Genomic DNA, 25368 nt, shown 5'->3' with positions numbered 1-25368 from the left:
TTTTAGCTGCTGCAGCGGCTGGATTTGCGATTGATTGTGTCGCAGAACCTTCTGGCAAGTAAACAGTATCAGCCTGCTTACCAGAATAGATAACCTTATCTTCTGGTCCGGTGACTTTCAGCATTCCCAGTGCACCTTTGTTGAAGGCTCGGAAAATAGAGTGATCGACGATAATAAAAGTACCTGGCACATCGACTTTAAATTCAGTAATAGCAGAGCCGCCCGCAGGCACTAAAGTTGTTTGGACATGGTTATTTTCAAGCTTGCCACCTTCTACATAGACTTTGTCAAAAATCTCACCAATGACGTGGAACGAAGACACCATGTTAGGACCGCCATTACCCACAAATAAACGTACCGTTTCGCCTACTTTAGCTGTAATTGCTTTGTCTCCATTCAGCGCACCTACAGAACCGTTAAATACAACGTAATCTGGCTGCTCTTTAATAGCTTTTTCCATATCAAATGGCTGTAAGCCAGCCTCACCGTATTTACCTTTGGTGTAGAAATCGCCTTGCATCACGTAATACTCACGGTCTACTTTTGGTAAGCCTGCTTTAGGTTCTACTAAAATTAAGCCATACATACCGTTGCCAATATGCATGCCTACAGGTGCCGTGGCACAGTGATAAACATACAGCCCAGGATTAAGTGCTTTAAAGCTGAATTTAGAGGTGTGGCCAGGCGCAGTAAATGATGATGCCGCACCACCACCTGGGCCTGTTACCGCATGCAAGTCAATGTTATGTGGCATTTTTGAATCAGGGCTGTTGGATAGGTTAAACTCAATTTCATCCCCCTCACGAACGCGCATAAACTGACCAGGTACTTGTCCACCAAATGTCCAGAACATATAGTCCACGCCATCTGCCATGCGCATGACTTTTTCTTGTGTTTCCATATTAATAACGACTTTAGCCGCGTAACTTCTGGTGATTGGTGGCGGAACATTAGGCGCTTGCGTGAGCACGCCCTGAACCACTGGGAGGCCATTCACAAGGCTGGCGTCTTTCTTTTCACCGTTAGATGCTGATTTTTCTGCGACTTGAGCGCATGAAACCATGGCTAATGCTGCACTAATAACAGTTACAAGTACTTTGGTCTTAAATTTAAACATGATTACCTCCCCTTGGTGATAGATAGGTATGACATTATTTAGAATGCCTGCGACGATTTGTCGCACCTTGGAGAGAAGAATAGCTATTAAATGAATAGATTATCTTGACCCGAATCAAGAATCAAAAATTATTATTCAGCGCTTTCTAGCGCGTCATTTGCGCATATAGCAAGGGTAGTTCTTTAGGTAAATCTTCTGGTTTGCGTATCACAGCAAATCCGCCAGCACCAAACAAGTGAGGTAGATACTCATTAGCTTCTCTATCTATCGTTACGCAGAACGGCCGTAAACCTAGCTGGCGCGCTTCATGAAGTGCCATACGCGTATCTTCAATACCATATCGCCCTTCGTAGCGATCCAAGTCATTTGGCTTGCCATCGGTGAGCAATAATAACAGGCGTTGACGTTGTGGTTGGGCCGCAAGTAAAGCACTTGCCTGACGTATGGCTGCCCCCATGCGCGTATAGTAACCTGGCTTAATGGCTTGAATACGGCCACGCGCTAATCCGTCATATCGGTCATCAAAACTCTTTAAGCGATTAAAACGTACATTGCCGCGTTTTAATGATGAAAATCCATACATAGCGAAGCGGTCACCCGTCGCAGAAAGCGCTTCAGAGAACAAGTACAAACTATCGCGTATCACGTCAATTACGCGGGCATGGTCAGAGGCATAAGCATCGGTAGAAAGTGATAAGTCAGCCAATAGCAAACACGCCAAATCACGTTGCTGATTGACTTGTGCGCGATACATGCCGCGACTATCAGAATGCTTGCCACTGAGTAAATCAGCCTCTTGCAGCACCCATGCATCAAGGTCAATTTCCTCACCGTCTTGCTGTCTTTTGAGCCAAGTTCTGGTGGGTGCCAGCGCTTGAAACTGACTGCGCAAGCGTCTTGCTGTGCGGCGTAATTGTGCCGGCAATTCGCATGGTTCAGCTTGTTGCGATACAAGCTCCTGTAAGCGGCAGTAATCAGGCTGCATGATTTGTTTTTTGTAATCCCACTCAGGTAAGGGAATGCCTTCGCCCAGAGGCGCGTCATCTTCGCCTGCAGGCGGCAGATCAAGGTCAAAACGTAACTTAGCAACACTCGTTTCGCCGTCGCGTGCTATCGTCATCGTGTCCATATCTTCTGCGGCTAGCGCGGCACTTTCAACGTCATCTTCTTCGTCTTGTGGACGATTCACGTTGATATATTCAGTCCACGAAAACAAACTTTCAGCACGAAACATCATAAGAAAGCCATCTTTGCCATCTGGCATATCAGTTCGTTCAGCAGCGTGTTTTTTGCGACTTTTAACACCATTTTTATCTTCCGATTGTTCGCGTTCAGGCTCACCATCACTGGTGCTAACCTTATTATTGGCGCTCATTGGAGGACTTGGGTGTGTCCAAAGCACCACAGGTTGAAATTGTTTCTTTGATGGGGGCAAAACATGAATACTGCCAGGTTGAATTAGCGCTTGACGAATAACAGCCTCTTGCGCAGCTTCAGCGGCAGGCAGGCTTGTTGGCAAAGGCCGCAAGGGCAATAGTGCATTGATCAATCGACGGTATCTGGCAACCAAACCAGGAAAGCGCTCCAGCGTGACTTGCGTAGCTTTTTGATTGCGGACAATCCAAGGCAAACTGTCATCAACATTTGCTGCTAAAAGCGCCACTAACCACAAGTATAAATCGCGATTTAGACTTCGCTCGGTGAATATATCTATTTTTTCTGGTAATCGCAGTGTTTCGCCATCGCGCCAACATAGTTCAATCCGTTCACCAGTAGTCGCAAGTCTATCTCGCCAACCTCGCCTTGCGCCGTGGCGAGTGGATGGGGCAGCAGAAAGATTTAAGCCCGCATCTCCGCCCAAAGCCCGAAAGAAAATAGCGGCAGTTTTACTCATTTCATCTAAGCTGACAGCCGCCTCTGCATGCTGCTTATCGGCAACACGCGTGACCAATTTGTGCCAGAGTTCTCCGACGTATTCTTCCATGTTAGCGTGTTTCTATTAAACGCATTTATAGGCCAAACGTCGCATCAATCACTTCACGCAATGCAACGGCAGTTTCCGGGTCGTCCGTCAAGGTCTCAACTAAGGCTGCGCGGCAAGCCAGTGTGGGCTCACATCCATCTTTAATCAGCATGGCGGCGTACACCAACAAGCGTGTACTGGCGACCTCTTCCAAGTCATGGTCTTTCAACGCACGAAATGCATTAGCAATAGAAACCAAACGTTTTGCTAACATTTCATCAATACCTGTTTCGCCAATTAGAATCGCTACTTCCTGCGTAGCTGATGGAAAATCAAAAGCGAGTGAAATGAAACGCTGCCTTGTGGAGGGTTTCATGCCTTTGAGAAAATTTTGATAACCTGGGTTGTAAGAAACCACCAGCATGAAAGATGGCGGCGCGGCCAAAATTTCACCAGTACGGTCTATTGGTAAGATGCGTCTATCATCAGCCAGTGGGTGTAACACAACCGTTGTATCTTTACGCGCCTCTACTACTTCATCTAAATAGCAAATACCGCCCTCACGCACTGCACGCGTTAAAGGCCCATCGCTCCACACGGTTTGACCGTCGACAATCAGATGTCGACCAACCAAATCAACAGCGGTGAGGTCGTCATGGCAAGCTACGGTATGCAGCGGTAAGCATAGCTTAGCCGCCATATGTGCGACAAAACGTGTTTTACCGCAGCCCGTTGGGCCTTTAATGAGCAAAGGTAAATTGTTGCGCCATGCACGTTCAAAAAGCTCGATTTCGCTACCGTGCGATTGATAAAAAGGTAAGTTTTCCATGAAATTTCCAGTATTGGTTTTAAGTTTAACCAATTAAATTAGTAATTTTTTTATTTAAGACCCATTAAGTAAGCCACTGCAATTAAGCCGCCAACGATGGCAAAATAGCCAAACATAATGGCGCGCCACAAAAACTTAGTTCTACGCAAACCCATAAAATAATTGGCTACCAACTGACTTTTTATCATGGTGATTGCTAATAATGTGAGCATAACGCCTTTGCCCGCCATGCCTGCCTCGCCTAAGCTGAATGTCATGATAGTCAACACCGCTAGCACCAGCAAAATGACTGTAAAAAATAGATTTGATAGTGCTTTAGTGTTGTTCATAACAATCCTAGCGAATAATGTAAACCAGCGGAAATAAGATAATCCATAAAAAATCCACCATGTGCCAAAACGAAGCGCCCGTTTCTACACCAACATAATCATGTGCACTATATCCGCCACGTCTGGCCTTCATAATGATGACCGCTAAAATAACCATGCCCATTAACACGTGCATAAAGTGGAAAAATGTCAGTGACAGGTAAAACATATAAAAATTATTGGTGCTCATGGTGATGTCCGCTGCAAACTTGGATTGGAATTCCACCATTTTGATGCCGACAAATACACCGCCAAGTAAGAAGGCACCTGTCAGCCAATGTGCACACTGTTGATTTAAACCACGCTTAATCGCCTCAACGCCCCTTACTGCAAAGTAACTGCTGGTAATCAGCACCAGCGTATTAATTGCCCCTGAAGTACGGTTTAATGTAAGTTGCGAAGCATTGAACAGTTCAATATTCTGAGCGCGGGTAAAGGCATAGGCCACAAATAGCACACCAAATGCCAACATTTCTGCAAAAATAAAAATCCAGATTGCAAAATCACCTGGTAGATCATCTTGATTAATAGTGTTGCTGTGTTCGTTCACTTAATTCCGATAATTAGATTGCGTCGCTGATTTTTACAGCATCATGCGCGTTAGCGCAGGCTTGGTCATTGATGCAAATCAAGTTGTAAAATATATCTAAACCAATGAAAAAGAGGAGCCGAAACTCCTCTTTTTTTAATTTCACTTTTGATTAATTACTCAAAAGCTTTGCTTTCACCTTTTACAAAGAAACTACCAATGTAAAGTAACAAACCAATCAAGAACACCAAGCCAGCACCTTCACGTGCCCAGTAAAAGATTGATATTTGATCTTGAACCGCCATAAAGCTCATTGGTGCGTTTGAGATACGTTGCAACCAAATTTGCACAATACCAGCGCCAGTTAAGAATAAGGCGATAAAGAACATGGCAATCGTCATTAACCAGAAAGACCACATCTCCATAATTTGCGCTTTTTCAGAATTTGCCGCACGACCACGCATGATAGGCATTGCATACGAAATCATGGTTAATACCACCAAGGCGTAAGCTCCATAGAATGCCAAGTGACCATGTGCTGCAGTTAATTGCGTACCGTGTGCGTAGTAATTCACTGGGGCTAGTGTATGTAAGAAACCCCATAAACCAGCGCCTAAGAACGCCATAACACTTGTACCTAAAGCCCATAATACTGCAGCCTTGTTAGGATGCTCACGACGGCGTTTGTTTACCATGTTAAATGCAAATACAGTCATCATAAAGAACGGAATAGGCTCTAATGCTGAGAAGATTGAACCCCACCATTGCCAGTAGGCTGGTGTACCAATCCAATAGTAATGGTGACCCGTGCCGATAATGCCTGTGACTAATGTCATGGTAATAATCACGTACAACCATTTTTCAATCACTTCACGGTCAACACCTGTTACTTTAATCAATACGAAAGCTAACATTGCACCAAGAATCAATTCCCATACACCTTCAACCCAAAGATGAACCACCCACCACCAGTAGAATTTATCTTTTACTAGATTGACCGGGTTGTAGAACGAGAACAGAAAGAATACCGCTAAACCAAGCATACCAAGTGACAACACTAAGCTAATGGCTGTTTTTCGACCTTTAAGTACTGTCATCACAATATTGAACAACCAAGATAAGGCAACTAACACGATACCTACTTTGGTTGGTAATGGTTGTTCAAGGAACTCGCGCCCCATGGTGTTAAGCAGGTCATTGCCAGTCCATTTTGCGAGGGACGCATAAGGGACAAGCAAATAGCCCAGCACGGTAACCGCACCCGCCACCAAGAAAATCCAAAAGGTAAGAATAGCCAGCTTGGGGCTGTATAGCTCGGTTTCAGACTCTTCTGGAATTAGATAGTACGAGGCTCCCATAAAGCCAAACAATAGCCAGACAATCAGCAAGTTGGTATGCACCATACGAGCCACGTTAAAAGGAATGGCGGGGAATAGGAAGTCCCCAACCACATACTGAAGCCCCATGATTAGACCGAATAAAATCTGACCAAGGAACAGAGCAATTGCTGCGATGAAGTAAGGCTTCGCCACAGCTTGAGATGTATATTTCATTTTAAAATCTCCTGAGTTATTGGCAAGTTAGCCTTCAATGTTTGGTGGCCATTTATTGGTGTTAATCTCAGACGCATATTTAAGGAATGCAATGAGATCATCAATATCTGCGTCACTTAAATTAAATTGCGGCATTTGACGACGTCCAGGCACACCAGTTGGCTGTCCTTTAATCCACGCTTTAATAAAATCTGGTCCACGACGTGGATAAACATTACCTAATTCTGGTGCAAAATAAGCACCCTCACCTAATAATGTATGGCAGCCAATACAGTTATTGGTCTCCCATAGTTTTTTGCCGTGCTCCACTGCTGGCGTAATGTTTTGGCTGTTGTCTCGCTTTGGTAACACTTTCATGGTGTCAAAAGTAAGTGCAAGAAATAACAGGAAGAAGAAAACTCCCCCACCGTAAAAAACATTTCGCGCCATCGACTTGGTGAATGTTGCGCTCATAACATTGCTCCTTTAAATTAAAGAGTGAAGAAAATTACAGAACGGACAATAGCATTTGGATCTAAATAAAATCTTGACCCGAATCAAGTTTTGAAAGTTGACTAATTTAGTACACAATACTCTTTATAAAAATATCAAAAATATAAGGAGATAATTTATGGATAAATCACAAATAGCTCAAAAATTATCTGGGTTTTACATGTTTTCTGAGTTGCAACCATCTCAGATTGAGCTATTAGCCAATGGCACTAGGCTAGTAGACATCCCACGCGGTGGCACACTATTTAACCGCGGTGACAAAGCACATGGATTCTATCTCTTGCTGGAAGGACAAATAAAGCTGGGGGTAATCTCACCGCAAGGTGATGAAAAAGTCATTGGTTTGATTCAGCCTGGTGAAAGCTTTGGTGAGGCTGTGCTATTCCTAGAGCGCTCTTTTCCAGTTTACGCACAAACCACTTTAGATTCTAAAGTATTATTAATTACCAGAGAGGCGATCTTTGACATTCTCGATAACGACGTGACAGTCGTTAGGCGTATGCTAGCAGCCATATCGGCGCGCAACCGTCAGTTGGTCAATGATATTGAGTCCATTTCATTACAAAACAGCACGCAACGACTAATTGGCTATTTACTGCAGATTAGTGCTGATTCGCCAAATCCAGAGCGTTTACAATTACCTGCAAATAAATTAACAATTGCATCAATGCTCAACCTCACGCCAGAAACACTCTCACGCGTGATGTTACGGCTGAGTAATGCTGGTTTAATTGAAGTGAACGGGAAGGAAATTGTAATTACCAATGTGGCTGGCTTACGTAACTTTGAGTAATTTAGAATGTCAGCTTTGGGCCCCTAGTGAGTTTTATGACTGTCTGCAATTTGGATTAATAATTACATTTCTACAAAGCTGCCACTGAGAATCGTCACTCCCGACCCTTTTGAGTCATTCACCTAATTTTACTTACTGACCGAAAAATCCCCAAAGGCGACCTTCATCTACGACAACTCACCGACAAATGTCGACCCAATTCAGTCGGCCAATCAAAAAAAATCTATGTGTACCCTTGATTTTCATGTATCTTCACTAGCCGTTTTAATTCAGGTACACAGGACCCGCATTCGGTACCACATTTAAGCTTGTTTTGTAGTGTGATCAAATCGGCACCTAATTGAATAGTGTCGATGATGTCATTCTCGGCGACGTCCAGACAGTTACAAATGATTTTCCCTCGACGGCCTTGACCTGATGGTGGCATGCTAATTGGCGCCAATGCCCAACGATGCAACTCTGCCGTGAACTCACCAGTCACCATCACTTCTTTTAACCAGTCAGTTGCGAGAACTTCCCCGACTAGGCGAACGCCTGTTATTTTCGGCTTATCCGTAGCTGGATTTTTTTCCACCAAAATACGTTTGCTGATACCTCGCTTTGCGTCATTGTAATCCAGTAAAGGCATATCATCTGTCATACCTAATAATCGATCGATTTCGGCAATAATTTTGTCATTAGGAGCTTCTGTGTGAGCTGCGCGCAAAATCAGCATGCCCGCATGTTGCTCTGTTGCGCGACCGAATAAACCACAGCTTGCATATTCAAAGTTTATAAGTAATGCACGTATTTTTTGTAGTACGTCTAAGTTTTTAATGCTGCGCATGACGCTAATGCGCCATGGTAAGTCTAATTTTTCAATTTTTATCGCAGTATGCTTGAGTTCAGGTTGCTTAGAAATCACATCGACTGCTGAAGGCATGAGCACATTAACGCCTAATCCATTCATAAACTGGCTGCCCCAGTGCATAGGAATAAATGTTTGTGAAGGCTGCATCTCAGTAGAGGTTTGTGCGGGTAAGGTTAGGCTGCCGCGCTTGTTGCTCACTTTGACAATGTCGCCATTTTTAATTGAACGGCGCGACATATCGTCAGCGTTCATGTAAATACAAGGTTCTTCAGCATGGTTGAATAGTTGCGCAACGTTGCCTGTGCGGCTCATGCCATGCCATTGGTCACGCAAACGTCCTGTGAGTAAATGTAGCGGGTGGCGCGCGTCAGTTTTATCGGCAGTGCCTTTATACGTAGCGTTCAGAAACTGTGCTTTGCCATCCGGCTTTTGGAATACGCCATCGGTATATAAGCGAGCTTTTCCAGTCGTTGCTCCAGTAATAAAAGGCCATTGTTGTGGGCCTTGTTCGTTAAGCAGCGCGTAGCTTAGGCCCGTAATATCTAAATCACGCCCGCGTGTAGTTTCACGATGCTCGTTAAAGATTTGTTCGGTATTGCTGTAAGGAAACAATCTGGATTTTGTAGCAAGACGTTTTTCTAAACGCTGAGCAAAATCCACCATGATTGCCCAATCGTGTCTAGCTTCTGCAGGTGGCTGTACAGCAGAATTCACACGCGTTATGCAACGCTCTGAGTTGGTGACGGAGCCTTCTTTTTCTCCCCAAGTACTCGCTGGCAACAATACATCAGCATATTGATTGGTGTCAGTTTGCTTGAACGCATCTTGCACAACGACCAATTCAGCCTTATTTAAGGCGGCTAATACATTATTAAGATCTGGCATAGAGTGCGCAGGATTAGTACAGGCAATCCAAATTGCCTTTATGTTTCCATCTTTCACGGCTTCGAACATTTCAACTGCTGACTTTCCTGGCGCTTCAGGCACAGACTCAACCCCCCAAAACTGGGCTATTTCCGCGCGATGTTCGGCATTGGCTAACTCACGGTGACCGGACATTAAAGTAGCCATGCCGCCGACTTCTCGTCCACCCATTGCATTAGGCTGACCTGTTAGAGAGAAAGGCCCTGCACCTAATTTGCCAATGTGTCCTGTAGCAAGGTGCAGGTTAATCAGTGCTGCGTTTTTATCTCTGCCATGAATGGACTGATTTAAACCCATACAGTACATAGACAATGATGGTCCTTTGCCAAACCATTTGGCTGCAGCAATAATGTCTGCTTCTTTAATGCCGCAAATATCCGCTACCATTTTCGGCGTGTATTCACGTATCGTTTCTTTAAGCTCGGCAAAGCCATTGGTATAACTGTTGATATAAGCCATATCCAACAAGCCTTCCCACAACATCACATGCAACATACCATTAAATAAAGCGACATCGGTACCTGGTAAAATCGCAAGATGCAAATCAGCAGCTTGAGCGGTATCAGTTCTGCGAGGGTCTACGACTATGATTTTTAAATCTGGATTTTTGGCTTTCGCATCTTCAATTCGTCGGAAGATAATCGGGTGGGCAAAAGCTGTATTTGAGCCTGCAATCAAAAGACATTCAGTGTGATCAATATCTTCGTAGCACGCTGGTGGCGAGTCTGAGCCTAATGTAGCTTTATAGCCGCTTACAGCTGAGCTCATACACAACCGTGAATTTGTGTCGACGTTGTTGGTGCCAATTAAGGCTTTAGCTAATTTATTAAAAACGTAATAATCTTCAGTGAGTAATTGCCCAGAAATATAGAAAGCCACAGAATCTGGCCCATGCATTTCTATGGATTTAGCAAACTTTTCTACAACAAAATCGAGTGATTCATCCCAACTGGCACGGACTCTAGGTTTATCACGCTGTAAGCGCATCTCTGGATAGAGCAAACGATTATCTAAATTCGTTGTTAAATGTAAAGTAGCACCTTTAGTGCACAGTCGCCCAAAATTAGCTGGATGATCAGGATCACCTTTTACGTCTATAATTTGTTCATTTTTACTATGAATAATGACGCCACAGCCGACGCCACAGTAACAACAAGTTGATTTTGTTTTTTTAATCAAGGTGGTTAATCTTTTAATTCTAAATAAACAATGCCATCCTCAATTTTAGTCTTAAAACATGCCGTTTCACCAACATCCGGCTCTTCTACTTGACCATCTACTAGACTTATTTTCCAACTATGAAGTGGACAAGCGATTTTGTCGCCATAAACAATACCTTCAGACAATGGGCCGCCTTTGTGAGGGCATTTGTTGTTGACTGCATATATACGATCATCTTGTAAGCGAAAAACACCTATTTCAATTTCTTTAGAGCGAACGACGCGCGCACCTAATTGAGGAATATCTTCAAGTGGCGCTACTTTTACCCAATTACTCATTACGTGGCATCCTTATTTTTTAGCTATTAAACGGCTATGATTTCATATTGCTTACTGAGTGCTTTATTTTTAACTCGCTCTCCCCAAGGTTCAACTGCACCTTGCAAGGCATATAGCAAGCGTTCATAAGCAGCCTTGCGACAATCTGCATCTTCAAGAACGCGTTGTTTTACATATTCTAAGCCTACACGCTCAATCCAATGCACAGTACGGTCTAAGTAACGTGCCTCTTCACGGTAAATTTGAATAAATGCGCCTGAATATTCCAATACTTCTTCTGCAGTTTTAACTTTGCATAAGAATTGTGCAGCTTCAGTTTTAATACCGCCGTTGCCGCCTACATAAATTTCCCAGCCAGAATCTACACCGATGATGCCTACATCTTTAATGCCAGATTCAGCACAGTTACGCGGGCAGCCTGAAACGGCAAACTTCACTTTGTGTGGCGCCCACATATGGTCAAATGCTTTTTCAATATCAATACCTAGTTGCGTCGAGTTTTGAGTACCAAAGCGACAGAATTCAGAACCTACACAGGTTTTAACCGTACGAATACTCTTACCATAAGCATAACCAGAGGGCATATCTAAATCAGCCCACATATCGACAAGGTCTTCTTTTTTGACGCCTAATAGATCAATACGTTGCCCGCCGGTAACTTTCACCATAGGCACAGCATATTTATCTGCAACATCTGCAATCTTGCGTAGTTGATTCGCCGTAGTCACGCCGCCGTACATACGAGGAATTACTGAGTAAGTACCATCTTTTTGAATATTGGCATGCACTCGCTCGTTAATAAAACGTGATTGAGGATCATCTTTGGCTTCATGTGGCCAAGTTGAAAGCAGGTAATAATTGAGCGCTGGTCTACAAGTGGCGCAACCATTAGGAGTCCGCCAGCCCATGCCTTTCATGGCGTCTGGAATATTTAAGTATTTATGAGTGCGAATTTCAGCGCGCACTTCTTCGTGATTTTTTTCTGTGCAACCACATACTGCTTTGCTGGTTGAAGGTGGTGCATAACCGCCACCCAGTGTTGAGGCCAAAATCTGCTCTACTAGCCCGACACATGAGCCGCAGCTAGAACCGGCTTTGGTTTGTTTTTTTACATCATCGATTGTAAATAAGCCTTGATCTTGAATGGCTTTGACAATGGTGCCTTTACATACGCCATTACAGCCACAAACTTCCATTTCATTGGTCATAGCAGCAGCTTTGTTTTGCCCTAAATGACCCGTATTGCCGAGTGAGTCTTGGCCAAACATTAAATGGTCACGAATTTCGTGGATGGGCTTACCATCTCTAAGCATTTGAAAATACCACGAACCATCCGTGGTATCCCCATAAAGCACGCCGCCAATGATTTTGTCATTTTTAATTATGAGCTTTTTGTAAACCCCACCCACAGCGTCGTGTAAAACAATTTCCTCACGGCCATCATCTTCATTGCTAGAAAAATCGCCCGCGCTGAATAAGTCAATGCCCGTCACCTTCAATTTTGTTGAAGTCACAGAGCCTTTATATAAGCCAATACCAAAGTTAGCTAAATGCGTCGCGCATACTTTAGCCATTTCAAATAATGGAGCAACCAAACCATAAGAAATGCCCCGATGCGCTACGCACTCGCCAACGGCGTAAATACGAGGGTCATAGGTTTGCATGGTGTCATTAACGACAATCCCTTTATTACAATGAATACCAGCAGATTCAGCGAGTGTGAAATTCGGACGTATCCCAACAGTCATAATGACTAAGTCAGCAGTGATTTCTAAGCCATCTGTAAAGCGAACAGAGCTTACGCGGCCATCTTGATTACCATTGATCAACTCAGTATTTTTTTCTAATAAGAAATTTAAACCTTTGGCCTCTAAATTTTTTTGGAGCATTTTGCCTGCAGTTTTATCGAGTTGTTTTTCCAATAACCACTCATTTCTATGCACTACAGTGACATCCATGCCTTGAATTTTTAAACCATTCGCGGCTTCCAAACCTAATAATCCACCACCAATTACCACTGCATGTTTGTACTTTTTTGCAGCGTCCATCATGTCATTAGTATCTTTTATGTCACGATAACCCTGTACGCCGTCTAACTCCTTACCTGGGATTGGCGGCATAAAAGGTTTAGATCCTGTTGCGAGTAATAATCTATCGTACTCCGCAGAAGTCCCATTTTCTGCGTACACCACACGATTTTTACGGTCAATTTTATTGATACGTGCGCCAGTATGCAGCTTAATATTATTCGCTGCATACCATTCACGACTGTTTAAGATGATGTCATCAATGGTTTGCTCATTTGCTAATACTGGCGACAACATGATGCGGTTATAGTTGGGATAGGGCTCATCACCAAAAACAGTAATATCATAAATATCTGGCGCTATTTTTAATAGTTCCTCAACAGTACGCATCCCTGCCATACCGTTACCCACAACCACTAATTTCAGTTTTTGCATAATTCAATCATCTTAAAAGTTAGATTATGTTGAAAAGTCTAGCAACTGTTATTGAAACGGTTGCTAGACTTTTTCTAATGCTTTAGAACGTATACATTGCGGTAGCCCAGATCACTTCTTTGTCACCTTTACGTGCTGCGTTTGTTGATGCTTTCGTTGTTCCATAAACATCATCTTCCATAAACTTCGCGTATTCCAATCTGCCTGAAATGTTGGCTGTAAATGGATAGAACACACTCGCATCAAACTCACTACCATAGTTGTCGCTGAATTTACCATTAAGCGTTGCAAACTTCTCATCTGACTTAAATACATGGTATTCAGCATAAAGTTTGGCTTTTTCAATACTGCCGGCAAAAGTCACAAAGGTATCTTCCATCCCTTGACGTGGTGTAGCTAAGAAATGATCTGCCCAACCTTGGAATAAGTGATTCGTGCCTAGTGGGGTTTGGAAAGCATACTTGCCGTTATTGCTAGAAAGCACTTCATGATCAATCCTAATCGACCACACATCATAAGCAGCACCACCGCCTAATTTAAGGTAATGGGCATCAATCAGTGGACTACCGCCGGCATAGTCATTTTGTTTTGCATATTCTGCTGTGTACAACACTTTCCAGTTATCATCTACTTTACGTACACCATCTAAACGTAAACCGAGAGTTTTTGAGCTTGCATCCGTTGTGGCTGTTTTAGTCAGATCTTGACTCGCGCCTAAGCCATTACCACCTTGAGCCGCTGTACTCAAGGCTGCGGGATTACCATTGTTTTGACTCAAGTTCGCCACATCAACAAAGTAACCGTAACCCACTAATGATTCGCTAGGTGAAATACGATACTTCACATTCAATAGATCCATGTTACCGCTTCTTAACTCAGTATTGACTTGGCGTACTTTGTCAAAGTGTGCTGCAAAGATTTCGGTATCAGGAATACTTTTATTCAGTACAGAAACACCATCAAAAACTTGTGTGTTTTGACGGAACGCAATATCACCTATAAAACGCACGTTATCTAAATTCACCACTTGTCGACCTAAACGTAGTTTGGTGTTTTTAATGCCGGTCCAATCGACAAAAAGTTGATTAATGTCGGTATAACCTGGGTCAACGATATTGGCATAATTACTTTTACCCGGTTCAGTTAAGTTGCCACGTCTATCGTTAAAGTTATCGTTGAATTCATGCACGTCGGTCATCTGCGCAGCGAAACTAAAGTTATGAAAGGGGGCAGTCTGCCAGCCGATTAAGCTGCGAAGTGTAAACGCATGAGCAGAATCTAGTTTTTTAGTAGCATTTTGGAATGCTTCTTGGTCGACGCTTTCATAACGAAGTCTGAAGCTGGTTAAAGGTTTGCCTTGCTTAATAGAATCTAAAAGCGTGTATTCTGCTTCTGGTGCATCTTCTGCCATTGCAGATTGTGCAAAGCTTGATAGTGCTAGAGCAGTAGCAACCATCACTAAATTAAGTTTGAATGTAATGTTCGGTTTCATGGTTGATTCCTTAATAAATTTAAAATTGAAAATGTTTAAGCGACTTTTTTTGCATGGCGCTCATATAAAAAACGCAAAACTTCGCTACGTAAATGGTTGTAATCGTGATCTTCTGCCAAAGCTAAGCGATCTCTTGGTCGAGCAAGATTGACTTCCAGTATCTCGCCAATGGTTGCGCTAGGGCCGTTGGTCATCATGACTACGCGATCTGAAAGTAAGATTGCCTCGTCCACATCATGCGTCACCATCACTGCGGTACAACCTGATTTAGCCATGATTTTCATCAGTTCATCTTGCAGATTGGCGCGGGTGAGCGCATCTAGCGCTCCGAAAGGCTCATCTAACAGCAAGACTTTTGGCTCCATTGCCAATGCGCGTGCAATACCCACACGTTGCTTCATACCACCTGAGATTTCATTCGGACGCTTATCGCTAGAGTGTGTTAAACCAACCAAAGCAATTGCAGCGTGTGTGCGTGTTTCAAGCTGAACTTTAGTTTCATTGTCAACAGAGCCGGGGCCAAAAACACGCTCTACTGCCAAATACACATTCTCAAAACATGTTAGCCAAGGAAGTAAAGAATGATTTTGAAACACTACGGCACGCTCAGGGCCTGGTCCTGCAATTTCTCTACCAGCACAGAATAAAAAACCTTCTGTTGGCGCAAGCAAACCTGCAATTAGATTAAGAACTGTTGATTTTCCGCAGCCTGAGTGACCAATAATAGAGATGAACTCGCCCTCTTTGATATTCAAATTAATATTGCTTAATGCATTGAATGTGCCTTTTTTAGTAGTAAAGGTCATTTCAATATTTTCTAACTGTACGTAGCGGTCTGCATTTGCTTTCTCTAGCTTGTCCATGATGATTCCTAAGAGGATAAATGTTTTGTTGTTTTGCTTATTCGTAACTAAACTTTTTAGCGATTTGTGTAAGAACTACCTCTAAAAGCAAACCTACAATCCCTACGACAAAAATCGCAATAATGATGTGTTCAACATTTAAGTTGTTCCATTCGTCCCATACCCAGAAGCCAATGCCAACACCACCTGTAAGCATTTCAGCAGCTACAATTACAAGCCATGCAACACCAATCGAAAGACGAACACCGGTCATCATGTAAGGGAGTACGTACGGAAAAAGAATCTTAGTAACAATTTTCCACTCGCTTAAATTGAGTACTTTTGCCACGTTCATATAGTCTTGAGGCACCTTGCTGACACCCACTGCAGTGTTAATAATCATTGGCCAAACGGCTGAAATGAAAATAACCCAAATTGCGGCGGGATTAGCTGCTTTAAATACCAACAAGCCAATCGGCAACCATGCAAGGGGAGATACTGGGCGTAATAGACTGATAACTGGAGCGCACATTTTTGAAGCGAACTCAAATCGACCAATAATAAACCCCATTGGAATTCCCACTAATGCAGCCAAACCAAAACCTAAGCCCACTCGTTGCAATGAGGCAAGAATATTCCAGCCTACGCCTTTATCGTTTGGGCCATTGTCATAAAAAGGATCGCTAAATAACTCTATGGCTGAGTACCATGTTTTAATGGGCCCTGGTAGGTTAGGTGATTGCTGTGAAATTATCGTCCAAATAGCGAGTAGCATCAGCAGGCCAAATGCTGGGGGGATTAACCATTTAAATAAGGCGCGTGCTTTTAATGCAAGCTCGCTAGTTTTTAGCTTTGTAGTTTCTATTTTGTCTATAGCTATTGTTGAATTCGTCATCTTATTTTCCTTGCTTACAACAGTATTTCTGTTGTTCATGATGGCTTTTAAACTTTCTTTACTTAGATTAATTGCACTCATAATATTTTTCTTTAAAAAGTTACCTAGTAAGAGAGCGCCTTTAAACGCTCTCCATCTAAACAGTTTTATGCCTTGATCTTGAAACCTGCTGCATATGCTGCTGGATTTTTACCATCCCACACCACCCCATCCATTAGTTTGCTAGAGCGCATCACATCTTTAGGTACGCTAATGCCAAGTTGAGATGCAGCTTCAGAATACAGTTTCACTTGATTAATTTTAGTCGCAACAGCTAAGTAATCAGGATCTGACTTAAGCAGACCCCAACGTTTGTGCTGTGTTAAAAACCACATGCCGTCTGATAAGTAAGGAAAATTGACTTTGCCATCTTCAAAGAATTTCATGAAATTAGGATCTTTCCATTTTTTACCGATACCATTGTCATAATCACCTACAAATCGACCGGCAATAACCTCTTCCGGTGCATTCACATAGGCTTTACCTGCAATTAATTTAGCGACTTTGGCACGATTCTCAGTTGCTTCGATATAACGGCAGGCATCTAGAATTGCCATAATCATGGCACGTGAAGTGTTTGGGTTTTTAGCCACAAAATCAGCCGTTGTACCCAATACTTTTTCAGGATGATCTGTCCATATATCCTGTGAAGTTGCAATGCTAAAGCCGACTTTATCGAAAATCGCACGAGCGTTCCAAGGCTCACCTACACAATAACCATCCATATTGCCGATACGCATATTAGCCACCATTTGTGGTGGAGGCACTACAATGGTTTTTACATCTTTAACTGGATTAATACCATTCGCAGCCAACCAGTAGTTCAGCCACATAGCATGAGTGCCTGTTGGGAATGTTTGTGCGAAAGTGTAGTCACGGTTTTCGTTATCCAGTAAGCGTTTTAAGCTTCTACCATCAGTTACGCCTTTTTCTTTCAATTGATTTGCCAGCGTAATGCCTTGACCGTTATGGTTTAGAGTCATCAATACTGCCATGTCTTTTTTCTGGCCGCCAATACCAAGTTGAACACCGTACATCAAGCCATATAACACATGAGCTGCATGTAGTTCGCCATTTACAGTTTTATCCCGAATAGCCGCCCATGAAGCTTCTTTAGAAGGAGTTATCTTGATGCCATATTTCTTATCAAAACCCATTTCTGCAGCAACAATAATTGGGGCACAATCTGTCAGTGGAATAAAACCGATCTTAACTTCAGTGATTTCAGGCGCATCTGAGCCTGCAGCCCATGCATTGGTTTGTAAACTTGCGGGTAAAATATTCATAATAGTGGCAGCTCCGACTACGCCTGCGATAGTGTTTTTTAAAAAACCACGACGGCTAGAATCAACAGTATTTATTGGGTTCAAATTGTTTGCGCTATCAATTAAGGTTGGGGTAACTTGTTCTTTATCACTCATTTTTTAGTCCTCATTAAATTACTAGTTAGTTGAATATCTAAAATTTGGCACAAAAAAAAGGCGTCTTAACTCCAAGGAATGGTCCTTGTTGTTAAGACGCCTTTGTCTTAATTCTTTTATCTTATGAGCCGCCTTTGGCTCTATATGGTTTTTTGCTACATTGTTATCCGTCTTTGGATTTGATGCAGCGATTGATTCTTGTAATACATAAAGCAATAGTAATGCCAACTACGTTATAAATTATATAATTTATTGATTACTAATGAATTAATTTAAATATGAGTCCTCATTAAATGTTAACTAGATGGCACATATGTATATTGATACTGCACCAAACCGAAACAAATGCACTAATGATGTGCAGAAACTATTTACTAAATAGATCAATTTGAAGTTGAAATTAAAGTAAAAGTTCTGCTGCCTGAACAATCTGTTTTGATAGTGTGCCTAATCGAATCTTTCTGTGCATTGCCATGCTGCGAAGCAGACTATATGCCTCTTCCTCATCCATCTTTTTTTGCTTCATTAATAAACCTTTAGCACGCTCTATCACCTTGCGTTCACTTAACTTTATGTTCGCTTCATTGAGGGCTTGACGTAAAATTTTGAATTCATCAAACCTTGCTATTGCAGCGTTGATAACAGGCTTTAACCTTTCGTTGGGTATTGTACCGACTACATAAGCACAAACCCCTGCCTGAGTAGCCAGCTTAATTTGATCTTTATCATCGTCATGAGTAAACATCATAATTGGACGCGGGTCATTCATGGTCATTACGCAGATATGTTCCAAAGTGTCGCGACTTGGAGAGTCTGTATCAATAATCACCACATCGGGCTGAAGTTTTCTACAGGCATCATCAACATTCGCAGTACTTTTAATATGTGCGATAACCTCATAACCTTCATCCAGCAAAGATTGTTTCAGCGGCTTGGTGCGAGCTAAATCACTATCAACAATCATTACCTTTAGCATAGCAATCCAAATGAATTTATTACTAGTAGTAAAGCAAGATTCGCACCAAATTTATAAAGTTTGAGTAGATAAATATTTTCAAGTGATTAATATTTTTTAAACGTACTATCTAAAATGGAAGCATGGCCAAAATCGTACTGTAACCCCAAAAACTGAATTTAATAGTTATGGAGAGCAATTAAAAAAATATAGCGTTTTGGACTTTTACATTTATGCTAACTAATTTAGTTAATTACCTACGACATCATCACCTAATAATGAAAACATCCAATCCATTTAAATTTCAACAAGCAATCGCTCGCTTTGACGAGTTGAATGCTTTAGATCCAGTCACTGAAATGTATGAAGAAAAGATCTTGCCGAAAGAACTGATTTATGGGCAGCGTATGAGCAAGATGCTTAATCGGTTTACACCAGATGCTTCAGAAGAGCTTCAGTTGGCAGTTCGTTGTCAACATATCCAGCGTTGGCAGATTCCTCGTGCGAGTTACCCAATGACTAAGACGGGTTATCACCAGTGGCGCAACCAGCTTAAAAATTTTCATGCTGATATTGCACAATCTGTTCTTAAGGATGTTGGCTACGACGACATCTTGGTAAGTCGCGTTTGTTCATTGGTTCGTAAAGATCCGGTGCAGGATGATGATGATGATGAAGCAAAAACGTTAGAGGATGTGGTGGTATTGGTTTTTCTAGAGAGTTATCTGGGTGAATTCGTTGCTTCGCATGCTGATTATGAAATAGCAAAGTTTCAAGACATTTTGGTCAAGTCTTTACGAAAAATGTCAAAGGAAGGTCGTTCTTCAATCACTAAGCTGATTTTTTTACCAGACGAATTAGAATTGGTTTTGAGAAGTGCATTGGCTAAAGTTTAATCTGACCTTTAATTGAAGTTTCATTAATGATTGCATTGGTTAATGTGGCTTTTTACTTTCGTAACCACGTGTTCATTAAATCATGAATTATTAATTAAATAGTCACCACAACATGGATGCAGAAAATCAAGTAAATCGAGCAGATTTGGATCAGTTGACAGGCTCCGCTGTCATTGAGTTTGGTGCTAGTTGGTGTGGGTACTGTCAAGAGGCTCAGCCAATTATCGCTGCTGCACTTATTCAATATCCAAATGTGAAACATATCAAAATTGCAGATGGCAAAGGGCAGCAACTTGGACGTACCTATTCAGTAAAACTCTGGCCGACACTTGTGTACCTTAAAGATGGTGTCGAGGTAATAAGAATAGTTCGGCCTAGAGACGCTAAAATAATTGCTGCCGCTTTAAATGAAATAGATTTCAGCCAAATAAACTAACTTCAATATAGTAATTACAAACTATGTCGGATGTTTCAAATGGTAGCTAAGTGCTGGAAGTACTCATAGGCGTTGCAAAACTGACCGGCTGCTTCGTCCCCCGTTGCTGTCTGTCGAGCTTGTTTGATGAACTTCCGGTTTGGGCCCTGAGTGAATTTTATGACCGTCTACTATTGGGCTTTATAATCGCATTTCTTCAAAGCAGCCCCATAAAATCGTCACTCCCGACCCAAAGCCGTCAGTGACGTTTGAATTTAAGGGCGCGCTTTAGCGTGCCCCGTTTGATGAGTTAGGTGCAATGAAGAACATTATGTTGTCTTTGCGCAACCTGCAGGTTTATAAATACGCTCGGTTGATGCAGGGCTAGTAGCAAGCTTATTTTCTGGACGAATTGGTCTTGCAACAAAATTGCCGCCACAGTTTGGGCATTTTCCGTGGAGAACAGTTTCTACACAAAACGCACAAAAAGTACACTCGAACGAACAAATACGAGCCTCTGTAGACTCAGGTGGAAGTACTTTGTCGCAGCACTCACAAGATGGACGTAGTTGCAACATATTAGTCTCCGTGACTATTGCGCCTAACTAGGCTGTTGAAAAATTAGCATATGAATATCATGCCGTTAATTAGTGGAAACGGCAAGTCTAAGAAATTGCAACGTTCCATAGCGGACTCTGAAAATCGTCACTGCCGACCCATTCCAGTTATACGTTCGAGCCTATAATGCCTCACCAATTCTGACAAATCTGAGAACTGGATTGTGTCGATCTCAATCTCTTAGACCGCGCCCAAGATGATGAAGATGGGCACTGGGTAGAGGTTATTTCAGTGCCTTGATTGGCTCACTAAAGCAAACGTTCGTATTATCCTTTACTCTATATATTAGCTTTACGAATTGTTATTGCATCTTCTATCCATTTTTCAATATTTGCTGCTATGTAGTTATAGACATCAGCACTTACTGTTTTAGGAGGATCATAGGATTTTGCAATTGTAGATAGCTTTGCTTTACTTGGTCCATGTATAACATAATCTAGGGGATTTGCTCCTTTCGTTGTTTGCTTGTCATCATGATTTGTAATGTTATGAATGTAAATCACTAGAACCCCTAAACCCTTATCCCAAGATTTGACTATTTCATGATTAATCCATTTACGATTAGCAGTTTCTTTCCCTGCTAGAATTACTGTGCAAGTCCTTCCGTTCATTTGCTCAGCTATCCATGCTTCAATTTTTTTATCTCCACCTTTAGTGATGCTTTCCCAATCATTATCTTTTGCTGGTTGATTGCCTTCAATCACCCCTATATTTCTTACTTTACTTGCTCTCCAGCTATCAGCTGAGTAATGAAAACTATAAAATACTTTGCGCGCCATAAGAATTCCTCTCTAGGGAGTTATTGTTTTAATGAAATCGATTAAAATTTTTGATTTTTCTATTAAAGGTGTTTTAGTGTCGTTAAGTTTTTCTAGATATTCTTTCGCTAAAATTGGGTTTTTATAATAATTTTCTAGATCTGCAATAATCTTTTCATAAATAACTTTGGAGGCATATCCAGTACAACCGATTGGGATACATATATTTCCCAAAGATAGCGATATTTCAAATTCTCGAATTACTCCATTTGCATCTATTATTTGTCCGTTATCTGACTTGTTACCAAAAACAAATATAGAGATGCCAGCAAGTGATATCATTTTCTGTCTATATTCTTCCCAAAGATCAGATAATTTAGTTCTTCCAGATTCAAACTGCGGAAATGGTCTGAGAATTAGTTGTGTTTCCGAATATTTTAGTGGCTTTTCATATATAGCCTCTAAAGCGCCATTAATTATAGAGCTGCCGATGCCCCAACCGAAACCATTTACTATTCTAAAATCATTTTCGATCAAGTTTTTTGAGATTGTGTGTATAAAGCTAATGGCTTCGTTACGGTTATAGGGATTAAAAATTTCTGCGCTACCAGAAATAAATATTGTTCTCTTTTTAAATCGTGATTCAATTTCTTTGAGAATAGAAGTGATTTCAGCATAACTTTCAATAAGTAATGATTTTATTCCATATCTTTTCAGATCGTTAATAACTAATTGCTGCTTACGTGTGTTGTAATCTAAAGTTGCTTGATCTGGGTTCAGGTAATCACCCAGTTGATGCTTTTTTACCAGACAATAGTGTTGTCTTTTATGTTCGTTAAATCTGAAATTTAATCTGCTTAAAACGTAATCTAAATTTGGATCAGTAAAACTAAATCCTATAAACAAAAAAGTTTTTGTAGTTAGTTCTCCTGCAAGTGCATTTACGAATGGCTGGTGAGTCTCGTGATATTGCTCATATTGTTCTTTAGTTAATATTGCTTGTGTTGGGTGATTTACATCACCATGCATTTTATAAATTACTATATCTCTTTTAGGTTTATTTGATAATAATTGTTCATTGGTATATTTTACATCGGTAACTTTTCCATTTTTAAGAAATGTTTTTTCTATCAACTCATCATAGTTAGTAGTCCAAATTGATGATACTGGGAGGTTGGCGATGATATTGTGATTCTCTGTTGCTTCTGTATCTTCAATAAATTCTTCTAGAATTTTTCTATTAATTTTGGATCTTGAATTATTTTCGTTAACATGAAATTGAGCAATAGAAATTAAGTCTGTTTCAAATTCAATCTTTAGTCCTAAATCAATTGCTATATCTTTCATCAGCTCAGACCAATTTACAAAGCCAGCAGGTATTGATAATCCAGCCCCTGCAAAAATTGATGCAGTTCCTTCCGCTAAATCTTTCACATAATCTTTAATGAACGATTCTATTTCAGAGTTGAAAGTCATTTTTTCACCATTTAAGAGCTGATTAACTCCCGTTCATGTAACACGGGGGGCTACAAATACAATTATTATGCACATTAACAGTCAAGTGTAATCTAATCAATAATTTTGAATAAACTTCTGAGTTTCTTAGAAAAACGTTCTGCAATTTGTGCTGGATTGGCTCACCAAGTGAGGCTCGAACAATCTTGGTTAAGTGGCGGCTTTGGGCCCAAAGTGTCAATGACAAACGTCTGCAATCAGGATGTTTAATTTATGACGTTGATGAACAATTTACTTCAAAGTGAATGAATAGTCAGTAGTCATGAGAATCACTGGTCAACTTAAATAATAATTGGTCAGCTAGTTGAGAATACTCAATAAGCAACCCAAAATATCAATGAAAACTACACAACTCTATATCTTGGCGGCAATTTGTTTAAAGGGTATTCTTTAATCCAATGAGCTAACTCCTCATCTTCTTCAGCTTTTATATATTCTTTTTGCAACTTATCTAGCTTGGACGGTGGTAATGTTTGTGCTATTAAAGCTAAAGCATGTGACATTTCTGCACTAATCATATTATTCACACTATATCTGTGTCATTTAATTGAAATGGCTCATTAGAAAATTAAACCTGCTGCATTATCAATAAACAATCTTGCATCACGAATATAGCGGTTAAGCATGGCATCGCTTTTATGCCCAGTTTGTTGACGAATTTTCCAGCTAGACACACCAGCTTGAGCAGCACTAGTCACCAGCCCAGCCCGTAAGCTATGTCCTGAAAACTTACTAGCATCTAAGCCAATGGCTTTAGCACGTTCTTTAACGATAATGGCTACTGCTTGAGTTGATAAGTTGATGTTTTCAATTCGACCATGACGTGTGACTGGTCTAAATAAGGCGCCTTCACTTATTTCGCTAAGTTTTAGCCATTCTTTCAGTGCGAGCACAGGGCATACAGCACCTCTAGCATATGGGATGCCTATCTTGCGACCTTCACCTAGCTGGTCAGTTTTTGATTTACGCAAATGTACAACTAAACCATGTTCTACAAATTCAATATCCGAATGTTGCAAGCTAACAAGCTCGCTACGTCTAAAAGCTCCCGAAAATCCTATTAGCAATAATGCTTTGTCACGGCAACCTTTAACCCCTTCAAGACCAGCCACCATATCGCATAGATTATTTTTCAGAATGGGCTCTACCTGTCGCTGTTTTGTGCTTACAGTTCGCTTAATACCGCGTAGCGTAGCCTTAACCAAATCAGACTTAGTAGGTGAGGGTAAATTCTGCGATGTGTGCGCCCTATTGATACTCACGACTCGCCTACTGAGTGTTGCTGGAGCAAGTAAATCAGCATGTACCGCTAAATATTGGCTAATAATTTCAGGGGTTGAGGGTATGGTTCCACCCCAACTAATAAAGTGCGCTAAATCTGATTGATATGAACTTCTTGTGCTGGAAGCTAACGCAGCATTGATATATTTTTCAAAATCACTTTTAAGTGCAATTAATTGCACTTTAGATACATTATCAAAGTAGATAGTGTTTGATAGTGACATCTTATTATTTTGAATTTTACTCATTTTTGGGCTTCGAGAATGTAATATTCTGACTAATTAGAAATAAAGTTTTAGTCTCTCATTGCGTCTATATGTGTTGCTCTAATTTGCTGTAATAGAGGCATCTCTTTATGTATCAAATCAATTAACATAATTATTACTTCTTTTGTTTTTAAACCAACACCTAGCATTTCCATCAATTCAATCTGTTCCTTTATTGCTTGCGAGCCAGTGAAGATAAATTCTCGGTTTAACAAGCTACCCTCAATAATGAATAACACTGTACCTACTAGCCTTGCTGTATTCTTATTTGGGTGTTCAATTAAAAACTGCTGCAAAAGCTTACTGGCTGCAACAAATTGTGAAATAACTGTTCTACCGCCTCGGCAGTAAATATCCAGCGCGGCTAGATTGATACCTTGGTATTCTTGGCTAGGTATGAACTCTCCCTCAACCTGTGCGTTACTAGCTTCCATTAACATTTCATAAGCCAACAACATAGAAACGTTTAAACTGTCAATGCTTGTTTAGAAGTGCACCACAGTTTGCGTGCAGAAGTGCACCAGTTTAAGACCTATTTTTAAATCGATAAGAATCATTACCTGTTTCAACAATATCGCAGTGATGCACCAGTCTAT

The 25368-nt window shown here is 41.2% G+C and carries 25 protein-coding genes; 3 read left to right on the top strand and 22 right to left on the bottom strand.

The genetic code is table 11. The features are described 5' to 3' along the window. From nirK to HOO90_RS01290, 7 genes are all read right to left on the bottom strand, one after another. Positions 1-1117: copper-containing nitrite reductase (gene nirK / locus HOO90_RS01320; RefSeq protein ID WP_292838677.1), on the bottom strand; the 1117-nt coding region annotated here is incomplete at its 3' end. A 145-nt stretch (positions 1118-1262) separates the two neighbouring features. Then, positions 1263-3101 (bottom strand): VWA domain-containing protein, encoded by a 1839-nt coding sequence (locus HOO90_RS01315; RefSeq protein WP_292838675.1) that lies wholly within the window; start codon positions 3099-3101, stop codon positions 1263-1265. Positions 3102-3126: 25 nt separating this feature from the next. After that, positions 3127-3909 (bottom strand): CbbQ/NirQ/NorQ/GpvN family protein, encoded by a 783-nt coding sequence (locus tag HOO90_RS01310; protein WP_292838673.1) that lies wholly within the window; start codon positions 3907-3909, stop codon positions 3127-3129. A gap of 50 nt (positions 3910-3959) precedes the next feature. Then, on the bottom strand, positions 3960-4238 hold the full coding sequence (locus HOO90_RS01305; RefSeq protein WP_292838671.1) for a cytochrome C oxidase subunit IV family protein: 279 nt from the start codon (positions 4236-4238) through the stop codon (positions 3960-3962). 7 nt (positions 4239-4245) lie between these two features. After that, a complete protein-coding gene (locus tag HOO90_RS01300; protein ID WP_292838669.1) occupies positions 4246-4827 on the bottom strand; it encodes a cytochrome c oxidase subunit 3 family protein in 582 nt (193 codons plus the stop codon). A gap of 155 nt (positions 4828-4982) precedes the next feature. Continuing rightward, positions 4983-6359: a cbb3-type cytochrome c oxidase subunit I gene (locus HOO90_RS01295; RefSeq protein WP_292838667.1), complete on the bottom strand. Its 1377-nt coding sequence runs from the start codon at positions 6357-6359 to the stop codon at positions 4983-4985. Positions 6360-6386: 27 nt separating this feature from the next. Next, complete coding sequence (locus HOO90_RS01290) at positions 6387-6812, bottom strand: cytochrome c (protein ID WP_292838665.1); 426 nt, start codon at positions 6810-6812, stop codon at positions 6387-6389. A gap of 157 nt (positions 6813-6969) precedes the next feature. On the opposite strand from HOO90_RS01290, the gene HOO90_RS01285 reads away from it, so the two are divergent. Continuing rightward, complete coding sequence (locus tag HOO90_RS01285) at positions 6970-7644, top strand: Crp/Fnr family transcriptional regulator (RefSeq protein WP_292838663.1); 675 nt, start codon at positions 6970-6972, stop codon at positions 7642-7644. A gap of 223 nt (positions 7645-7867) precedes the next feature. Here the strand turns inward: HOO90_RS01285 and HOO90_RS01280 are convergent, their stop codons facing one another. From HOO90_RS01280 to HOO90_RS01245, 8 genes are all read right to left on the bottom strand, one after another. Then, a complete protein-coding gene (locus HOO90_RS01280; RefSeq protein WP_292838661.1) occupies positions 7868-10597 on the bottom strand; it encodes a nitrate reductase in 2730 nt (909 codons plus the stop codon). A 5-nt stretch (positions 10598-10602) separates the two neighbouring features. Further along, a complete protein-coding gene (gene nirD / locus HOO90_RS01275; protein ID WP_292838659.1) occupies positions 10603-10917 on the bottom strand; it encodes a nitrite reductase small subunit NirD in 315 nt (104 codons plus the stop codon). A gap of 26 nt (positions 10918-10943) precedes the next feature. Continuing rightward, complete coding sequence (gene nirB, locus HOO90_RS01270) at positions 10944-13379, bottom strand: nitrite reductase large subunit NirB (RefSeq protein ID WP_292838657.1); 2436 nt, start codon at positions 13377-13379, stop codon at positions 10944-10946. Positions 13380-13461: 82 nt separating this feature from the next. Continuing rightward, positions 13462-14871, bottom strand: coding sequence for an alginate export family protein (locus HOO90_RS01265; protein ID WP_292838655.1), 1410 nt, complete (start codon positions 14869-14871; stop codon positions 13462-13464). A 35-nt stretch (positions 14872-14906) separates the two neighbouring features. After that, a complete protein-coding gene (locus HOO90_RS01260; RefSeq protein ID WP_292838653.1) occupies positions 14907-15734 on the bottom strand; it encodes an ABC transporter ATP-binding protein in 828 nt (275 codons plus the stop codon). A 37-nt stretch (positions 15735-15771) separates the two neighbouring features. Further along, positions 15772-16689 carry a nitrate ABC transporter permease gene (gene ntrB, locus HOO90_RS01255; RefSeq protein WP_292838651.1) on the bottom strand — a complete coding sequence of 306 codons (918 nt, stop codon included), beginning with the start codon at positions 16687-16689 and terminating at the stop codon, positions 15772-15774. A gap of 65 nt (positions 16690-16754) precedes the next feature. Beyond that, positions 16755-18068 carry a CmpA/NrtA family ABC transporter substrate-binding protein gene (locus tag HOO90_RS01250; protein WP_292838649.1) on the bottom strand — a complete coding sequence of 438 codons (1314 nt, stop codon included), beginning with the start codon at positions 18066-18068 and terminating at the stop codon, positions 16755-16757. Positions 18069-18468: 400 nt separating this feature from the next. Further along, positions 18469-19032 carry an ANTAR domain-containing protein gene (locus HOO90_RS01245; protein WP_292838647.1) on the bottom strand — a complete coding sequence of 188 codons (564 nt, stop codon included), beginning with the start codon at positions 19030-19032 and terminating at the stop codon, positions 18469-18471. A 269-nt stretch (positions 19033-19301) separates the two neighbouring features. Between HOO90_RS01245 and HOO90_RS01240 the strand changes: the two genes are divergently transcribed. Both HOO90_RS01240 and HOO90_RS01235 read left to right on the top strand, forming a co-directional pair. Further along, positions 19302-19919 (top strand): DUF4202 domain-containing protein, encoded by a 618-nt coding sequence (locus HOO90_RS01240; protein ID WP_292838645.1) that lies wholly within the window; start codon positions 19302-19304, stop codon positions 19917-19919. A gap of 112 nt (positions 19920-20031) precedes the next feature. After that, positions 20032-20355, top strand: coding sequence for a thioredoxin family protein (locus HOO90_RS01235; RefSeq protein ID WP_292838643.1), 324 nt, complete (start codon positions 20032-20034; stop codon positions 20353-20355). Positions 20356-20663: 308 nt separating this feature from the next. On the opposite strand, the gene HOO90_RS01230 is transcribed toward HOO90_RS01235, so the two are convergent. The 7 genes from HOO90_RS01230 to HOO90_RS01200 form a co-directional block, all read right to left on the bottom strand. Then, positions 20664-20912: a DUF1272 domain-containing protein gene (locus HOO90_RS01230; protein ID WP_292838641.1), complete on the bottom strand. Its 249-nt coding sequence runs from the start codon at positions 20910-20912 to the stop codon at positions 20664-20666. A 318-nt stretch (positions 20913-21230) separates the two neighbouring features. Continuing rightward, positions 21231-21731, bottom strand: a complete 501-nt coding sequence (locus HOO90_RS01225) for a TIR domain-containing protein (protein ID WP_292838639.1) — start codon at positions 21729-21731, stop codon at positions 21231-21233. A gap of 12 nt (positions 21732-21743) precedes the next feature. After that, on the bottom strand, positions 21744-23186 hold the full coding sequence (locus HOO90_RS01220; RefSeq protein WP_292838637.1) for an SIR2 family protein: 1443 nt from the start codon (positions 23184-23186) through the stop codon (positions 21744-21746). A gap of 383 nt (positions 23187-23569) precedes the next feature. Then, positions 23570-23752, bottom strand: a complete 183-nt coding sequence (locus tag HOO90_RS01215; RefSeq protein WP_292838635.1) for a hypothetical protein — start codon at positions 23750-23752, stop codon at positions 23570-23572. A 33-nt stretch (positions 23753-23785) separates the two neighbouring features. Next, on the bottom strand, positions 23786-24730 hold the full coding sequence (locus tag HOO90_RS01210; protein WP_292838633.1) for a site-specific integrase: 945 nt from the start codon (positions 24728-24730) through the stop codon (positions 23786-23788). Positions 24731-24801: 71 nt separating this feature from the next. Next, positions 24802-25212 carry a hypothetical protein gene (locus HOO90_RS01205; protein ID WP_292838631.1) on the bottom strand — a complete coding sequence of 137 codons (411 nt, stop codon included), beginning with the start codon at positions 25210-25212 and terminating at the stop codon, positions 24802-24804. Positions 25213-25297: 85 nt separating this feature from the next. Continuing rightward, positions 25298-25360: a hypothetical protein gene (locus tag HOO90_RS01200; protein WP_292838679.1), complete on the bottom strand. Its 63-nt coding sequence runs from the start codon at positions 25358-25360 to the stop codon at positions 25298-25300. Positions 25361-25368: the final 8 nt, after the last annotated feature.

The sequence above is a fragment of the Methylotenera sp. genome, from assembly GCF_013141425.1.
GTDB lineage: Bacteria > Pseudomonadota > Gammaproteobacteria > Burkholderiales > Methylophilaceae > Methylotenera.
Note: the sequence above shows the minus strand (reverse complement) of the source record. Positions and strands in the feature narration are given on the sequence as shown.

Bases quoted from the DNA above. Each gene is read 5' to 3' on its own strand.
- HOO90_RS01315 (WP_292838675.1), bottom strand. From the start codon at position 3,101: ATGGAAGAATACGTCGGAGAACTCTGGCACAAATTGGTCACGCGTGTT.
- HOO90_RS01310 (WP_292838673.1), bottom strand. From the start codon at position 3,909: ATGGAAAACTTACCTTTTTATCAATCGCACGGTAGCGAAATCGAGCTT.
- HOO90_RS01305 (WP_292838671.1), bottom strand. From the start codon at position 4,238: ATGAACAACACTAAAGCACTATCAAATCTATTTTTTACAGTCATTTTG.
- HOO90_RS01295 (WP_292838667.1), bottom strand. From the start codon at position 6,359: ATGAAATATACATCTCAAGCTGTGGCGAAGCCTTACTTCATCGCAGCA.
- HOO90_RS01290 (WP_292838665.1), bottom strand. From the start codon at position 6,812: ATGAGCGCAACATTCACCAAGTCGATGGCGCGAAATGTTTTTTACGGT.
- HOO90_RS01285 (WP_292838663.1), top strand. From the start codon at position 6,970: ATGGATAAATCACAAATAGCTCAAAAATTATCTGGGTTTTACATGTTT.
- nirD (WP_292838659.1), bottom strand. From the start codon at position 10,917: ATGAGTAATTGGGTAAAAGTAGCGCCACTTGAAGATATTCCTCAATTA.
- nirB (WP_292838657.1), bottom strand. From the start codon at position 13,379: ATGCAAAAACTGAAATTAGTGGTTGTGGGTAACGGTATGGCAGGGATG.
- HOO90_RS01265 (WP_292838655.1), bottom strand. From the start codon at position 14,871: ATGAAACCGAACATTACATTCAAACTTAATTTAGTGATGGTTGCTACT.
- HOO90_RS01260 (WP_292838653.1), bottom strand. From the start codon at position 15,734: ATGGACAAGCTAGAGAAAGCAAATGCAGACCGCTACGTACAGTTAGAA.
- ntrB (WP_292838651.1), bottom strand. From the start codon at position 16,689: ATGAGTGCAATTAATCTAAGTAAAGAAAGTTTAAAAGCCATCATGAAC.
- HOO90_RS01250 (WP_292838649.1), bottom strand. From the start codon at position 18,068: ATGAGTGATAAAGAACAAGTTACCCCAACCTTAATTGATAGCGCAAAC.
- HOO90_RS01245 (WP_292838647.1), bottom strand. From the start codon at position 19,032: ATGATTGTTGATAGTGATTTAGCTCGCACCAAGCCGCTGAAACAATCT.
- HOO90_RS01240 (WP_292838645.1), top strand. From the start codon at position 19,302: ATGAAAACATCCAATCCATTTAAATTTCAACAAGCAATCGCTCGCTTT.
- HOO90_RS01235 (WP_292838643.1), top strand. From the start codon at position 20,032: ATGGATGCAGAAAATCAAGTAAATCGAGCAGATTTGGATCAGTTGACA.
- HOO90_RS01230 (WP_292838641.1), bottom strand. From the start codon at position 20,912: ATGTTGCAACTACGTCCATCTTGTGAGTGCTGCGACAAAGTACTTCCA.
- HOO90_RS01225 (WP_292838639.1), bottom strand. From the start codon at position 21,731: ATGGCGCGCAAAGTATTTTATAGTTTTCATTACTCAGCTGATAGCTGG.
- HOO90_RS01220 (WP_292838637.1), bottom strand. From the start codon at position 23,186: ATGACTTTCAACTCTGAAATAGAATCGTTCATTAAAGATTATGTGAAA.
- HOO90_RS01210 (WP_292838633.1), bottom strand. From the start codon at position 24,730: ATGTCACTATCAAACACTATCTACTTTGATAATGTATCTAAAGTGCAA.
- HOO90_RS01205 (WP_292838631.1), bottom strand. From the start codon at position 25,212: ATGTTAATGGAAGCTAGTAACGCACAGGTTGAGGGAGAGTTCATACCT.